At 65.2% G+C, this 4,920-nt stretch carries 7 protein-coding genes; 5 read left to right on the forward strand and 2 right to left on the reverse strand.

The window, feature by feature from the left end; all coding sequences use genetic code 11:
- Positions 1-537 (forward strand): radical SAM protein (locus tag ACI944_RS11680; protein ID WP_411719229.1); only part of this gene is annotated, 537 nt, incomplete at its 5' end.
- An 18-nt stretch (positions 538-555) separates the two neighbouring features.
- On the opposite strand, the gene ACI944_RS11685 is transcribed toward ACI944_RS11680, so the two are convergent.
- Positions 556-1,485, reverse strand: a complete 930-nt coding sequence (locus tag ACI944_RS11685; RefSeq protein ID WP_411719230.1) for a cation diffusion facilitator family transporter — start codon at positions 1,483-1,485, stop codon at positions 556-558.
- A 162-nt stretch (positions 1,486-1,647) separates the two neighbouring features.
- Positions 1,648-2,202 carry an HIT family protein gene (locus tag ACI944_RS11690; protein WP_411719231.1) on the reverse strand — a complete coding sequence of 185 codons (555 nt, stop codon included), beginning with the start codon at positions 2,200-2,202 and terminating at the stop codon, positions 1,648-1,650.
- Positions 2,203-2,424: 222 nt separating this feature from the next.
- Between ACI944_RS11690 and ACI944_RS11695 the strand changes: the two genes are divergently transcribed.
- From ACI944_RS11695 to ACI944_RS11710, 4 genes are all read left to right on the forward strand, one after another.
- Positions 2,425-2,628, forward strand: a complete 204-nt coding sequence (locus ACI944_RS11695; protein WP_411719232.1) for a hypothetical protein — start codon at positions 2,425-2,427, stop codon at positions 2,626-2,628.
- A gap of 94 nt (positions 2,629-2,722) precedes the next feature.
- Entirely contained in the window at positions 2,723-3,517 is a 795-nt protein-coding gene (locus tag ACI944_RS11700; RefSeq protein WP_411719233.1) for a class I fructose-bisphosphate aldolase, read from the forward strand.
- Positions 3,518-4,384: a class 1 fructose-bisphosphatase gene (locus ACI944_RS11705; protein WP_411719234.1), complete on the forward strand. Its 867-nt coding sequence runs from the start codon at positions 3,518-3,520 to the stop codon at positions 4,382-4,384. It begins immediately after the preceding gene.
- Between the two features lie 72 nt (positions 4,385-4,456).
- On the forward strand, positions 4,457-4,920 hold a 464-nt coding region (locus ACI944_RS11710; protein ID WP_411719235.1), incomplete at its 3' end, for a redoxin domain-containing protein.

Genomic DNA, 4,920 nt, shown 5'->3' on the forward strand with positions numbered 1-4,920 from the left:
CACGCACCGGTCCAGTCGGGCTCCGACGAGGTGCTGGAGACGATGCGCCGCCAACACCGCGTCGGGAAGTTCCGCGAGGTTGTCGAGACGTTCGACGACCGTCTCGATCACTGGACGCTCTCGACGGATTTCATCGTCGGCTTCCCTACAGAAACCGAAGCCGATTTCGAGCGCTCGATGGAGCTTCTGGCAGATGTCCGCCCCGAAAAGATCAACGTCACCCGTTTCTCGAAGCGCCCCGGCACTGACGCCGCCGACATGAAGGGTCTCGGTGGGACAATAAAGAAGGAACGCTCAAAGGCGATGTCGGAGTTGAAACGCGAGGTCTGCACCGAAACCCACGCCTCGATGGTCGGCGAGGCCCACGAGGTGCTCGCCGTCGAGCCCGGCACCGGCGACTCAATCAAGTGCCGCGACGAGGCCTACCGACAGGTGATCATCACGAACGCGGCCGAGCGGGGCGTCGAGATCGGTGACATTCTCGACGTCGAGATCACCGCCCACGAAGCGATGTACTGCTTCGGCGACCCGGTCTAATCGGGGCTTGACCGCGCGCTACCGTTCGGCGGCCTCCTTCCACTCGCCGATGCCCTCGGGGTCGAGATGTAAATGAACGTCGCCAACATCCTCCATCGACTGCAGCGACGCCACGAGCTCGGTTTCGATCGTATGAGCCGCAACGAGCGTCAACTCGCCGTCGACCTCGACGTGGGCCTCGACCTCGAGGTCGGTGCCGTCGTAGAAGACGGCGAGGTCGTGGACGCCGGAAACCGCCGGATGCGATCGAAGGGCGTCGGCAACCGCCCGGCGTTGCTCGTCGCTCGGGGCGGCGCCGATGAGATACGAGACGTTTTCGCGGCCGATCTCGACGCCCTGGTAGACGACGAGGAGGCTCACGAGGCCGCCGGCGGCGGCGTCGAGAACCGGGTACCCGAGGAAGACGCCGCCGACGCCGACCAAGGCGGCGACCGAGGTGTAAATGTCGTTTCGGCAATCGATGGCCAGCGCGTCGAGTGCCGAGGAACCGACTGTCGCGTTGACGCGGACGGTGTACCGGTACAGCAGGTACATATCCGCCATCGAGAACGCCAATGCGCCGACGAGCAGGGGGCTAAACAGGACCGACGGCCCCTCGATGATGCCCTGTGCGGAGTCATAGAGGAGGTTCAGCCCCAACAGGACGATGACGGTGCCGACGAACAGCGCGGCCAACGGTTCGACCCGTTGGTGGCCGTGGGGGTGACTTTCGTCGGGGTCGTCGTAGACGCTTCGGCCCCACACCAACACGACAACGCTTGCGACCAGGTCCGCGACCGAGTGGGCGGCGTCGGCCAGAAGCGCCACGGAGCCGAACGCGAGGCCGGCGGCGGCCTCGACGGCGATCTTGATCGCGTTCCCGAGGACGTTGACGACGCTTGCGCGGGTAAACCCGCGTCTCGCGGCGTCAGCGTCTAATCCCGCCTCGGCAACGGCAGTGTCGCTCACACCCGGGTGTACCCGAACCGCCCTGATAAACCATCGGATTAGATAACTCAAATAGAATTTTTAGATGCTGTCGAACAATCGGGACTCATGGACGGGGACAGACCACGGCCGTCGCTCGCTGACGGCAACGAACGGCCGTCGCTCGCTGACCGTCCCGACCGATCACTCCTCGACGAGTGACTCGCCGACCAGAACTGCGCCGTTGTCGGCCGTCCGCGTCTCCGACTGCTCGGCGAAGGCTGCGCGGAGTTGGTCGTAGCTCTCCTCGAGGGCTTGAACGATGACCTTCGTGTCCGAACAGACCGGCATGAAGTTGGTGTCGCCACCCCATCGCGGGACGACGTGAGTGTGAAGATGGTCGTCGACGGAGCCGCCGGAGGCGTCGCCGAGGTTGAGCCCGACGTTGAGGCCGTCGGGGCCGAAGGCCGCCTCAAGCGCCATCATCGTCCGCTGTTTGAGCTGCGCGTGATCCGAGAGCACCGCTGCTTCGAGTTCGGTGTAGTCGCCAGTGTGGGGTCGCGGGATCACCATCACGTGCCCCGGATTGTACGGATAGTTATTCAACAGGACGAACGCGTGTTCGGACTCGGCGACGACGAGCGCCTCGCGGGCGTGGTCGCGGTCGGGGAGGACGCAGAACGGACACCCGTCGATGTCGGCCTCCGAGTCGTCGCGTTCGACCCACTCGATGCGCCAGGGGGCGAACACCTGCTCCATACGCGTCTTCCGGGCGGCGACGGGATAACCCTGTCCGACCGGACATAGTATATAAATGCGTTGGCCGTTCAGCGCCGGTTTGAACGATCACGCCGGTGCAAAACAGTTTTTAAACGGTCTCGGTACTGCAGAGTCGGTTTCGGGCAAATACCGGAACACGGCTGAACGGTTCGCAACCGACTCGCCGTTTTAGGGGTCATTCGACGGTATCGATAGATGATCATGTCCACCCGACTCGACGACGTTGACAGCGGGATGACCGAACGCTGTGAGACGTGTGGCCGCGACACCCCCCACGATGTCTCGATCCAACTCCGGACCGAGAGCCGTCAAGAGGAGAACGCAGAGTTCTCGCGGGAGCCCTACCGCGTTTCGACTTGTCGGCGCTGTGGGGCCGAACGCTCGATCCGAATGAACAACGCGTGAGCGCGTCCCGGGGGGTGTCGCGGCCGATTCGGCCTCATAGTCGATACCGACGGATCAGAATCTTCATTGTGCGCCTCACCGGAGACGAACATATATGATTCCGATCGACGACACGCCCCTGTGTCGGGACGGGAAAGTACTCATTTTGGCCTACGACCACGGCCTCGAGCACGGCCCCGTCGATTTCGAGGGCATCCCCGAGAGCGCCAACCCGGAGCGCATCTTCGAGGCGGCCACCCACTCCGCGGTCACGTCCGTCGCCGTACAAAAGGGTCTCGCCGAGGCGTATTACCCAAGCTACGAGGACGACGTGTCGCTGCTCGCCAAGCTCAACGGGACCTCGAACCTCTGGATGGGCGAACCCGACTCGTCGGTCAACTGCTCCGTCGAGTACGCCGCCGAACTCGGCGCGTCCTCGGTCGGCTTCACCCTCTACGGCGGCTCGAACAACGAAATCGAGATGGCCGAGGAGTTCCGCGACGCCCACGAGGCCGCCCGCGAGCGGGACCTTCCCGTCGTGATGTGGTCGTACCCGCGCGGACAGGGCCTCAAAAACGACACGAAGCCCTCGACGATCTCATACGCCGCGCGCCTCGCCCTCGAGTTGGGCGCCGACGTCGCCAAGGTCAAACACCCCGGTAGCCGCTCGGCGATGGAAGAGGCGGTCCGGATGGCCGGCAAGACGAAGGTGGTCATGTCCGGCGGCTCCAAGCGTAGCGACCGGGCCTTCCTCAGAAGCGTCAAAGAGACGATCGACGCGGGCGGGAAGGGCCTTGCCGTCGGCCGGAACGTCTGGCAGCGCGAGAACCCCGAGCGAATCCTCGACGCCATCGAATCGGTCATTTTCGATGAGGCGACCGTCGACGAGGCGCTCGCCGCGGTCGAGTAGATGACCGACACTATCGACGCCGTCGTCGACTCGATCGCATCCGTCGCCCCCGACGTCCGCGCGGGACTCACCGGCCGCCGTACCTACGACGCCGGCGCCAATCCCTCGGGTGATCGCCAACTCGAAGCCGACATCTACGCCGATGAACTCCTCAAGGAACGACTCCTCGCGCTCGAGTCGGTCGTGGGGTACGCGAGCGAGGAACGGGGCTCGGCTGTCGGACCCGAATCGGACGGGCCGGTCCCCGAGGACGACCGACGCTACGTGGCCGTCGATCCCCTCGATGGCTCCTCAAACCTCAAATCGAATAACACGATGGGGACGCTGTTCGCCGTCTACGACGAGCCGCTGCCGACCGACGGGTCGGCGCTGCTCGCCAGCGGCTTCGTCCTCTACGGCCCGATCACCACGATGGTCGTCGCCCGCGAGGGGACAGTCACCGAGTCCGTGATCGAGGAGGGAACCCGGCGGACCGTCGATGCCGACCTGACGCTTCCCGAGGAGCCGACGGTTTACGGCTTCGGGGGCCGCGTCCCCCAGTGGCGCGAGGATTTCTCGGAGTACGTCTCCGAGGTCGAGTCGGAGCTGAAACTCCGCTACGGCGGCGCGATGATCGGCGATGTGAACCAAGTTTTGACCTACGGCGGGATCTTCGGCTACCCCGGCCTCCGGGACCGCCCCGAGGGGAAGCTCCGGCTGTGTTTCGAGGGGCACCCGATCGCCCACATTGTCGAAACGGCCGGCGGCGCCTCCTCGAACGGCGAGCAGTCGCTGTTGTCGCTGACGCCCGATCGGCTCCACGAACGAACACCGCTTTTTGTCGGCAACGAGGCGTACATCGACCGACTCGAAGCCACACTCGAGTGAACGGGCGCTGGTCCGCCCGTTTGACGCGGTCGGAGCCGCCAGAGCGAAGCCAGCGGCCGTCCTATATGATGTATGATACGGGAGGGAGAAACGGCGCCAGACTTTGCACTCCCCGGCGTTGAGGGCGGCGAGCCAGCTGTCTACGAACTGTTCCGGCCGATTGAGGCCGGCGATGCCGTGGTGCTTTGGTTCGTCCCGACACCGTTCCTGCCGACCGCGACGGCAGAGTTGCGCGCAATCGAGGCGGCCGGCTGGCCCGATCTCTCCGGACTCCGAGTGTGGGTTCTCGCGATGGACAGCATCTACGCGGCCGCCGACTACGCCGACCGACACGGGCTGTCGATGGCGTTTCTCGGCGACGCCTCGAGCGCGGCGGAGTACTACGGCGTTCGCCACGACGAGTGGGAGGGCCACTACGACGTCCCGAAGCGGGCGGTCTTCCTCGTCGGGACCGACTGGGACGTCGCGTTCGCGTGGGCCGGCGTGGATGCCTTCGACGCACCTGACCCCTCGCCCGTCGAGGCGGTCGGCAACGC

The sequence above is a fragment of the Natronomonas sp. genome, from assembly GCF_046710025.1.
GTDB lineage: Archaea > Halobacteriota > Halobacteria > Halobacteriales > Haloarculaceae > Natronomonas.

Bases quoted from the DNA above. Each gene is read 5' to 3' on its own strand.
- ACI944_RS11690 (WP_411719231.1), bottom strand. From the start codon at position 2,202: ATGGAGCAGGTGTTCGCCCCCTGGCGCATCGAGTGGGTCGAACGCGAC.
- ACI944_RS11695 (WP_411719232.1), top strand. From the start codon at position 2,425: ATGTCCACCCGACTCGACGACGTTGACAGCGGGATGACCGAACGCTGT.
- ACI944_RS11700 (WP_411719233.1), top strand. From the start codon at position 2,723: ATGATTCCGATCGACGACACGCCCCTGTGTCGGGACGGGAAAGTACTC.
- ACI944_RS11705 (WP_411719234.1), top strand. From the start codon at position 3,518: ATGACCGACACTATCGACGCCGTCGTCGACTCGATCGCATCCGTCGCC.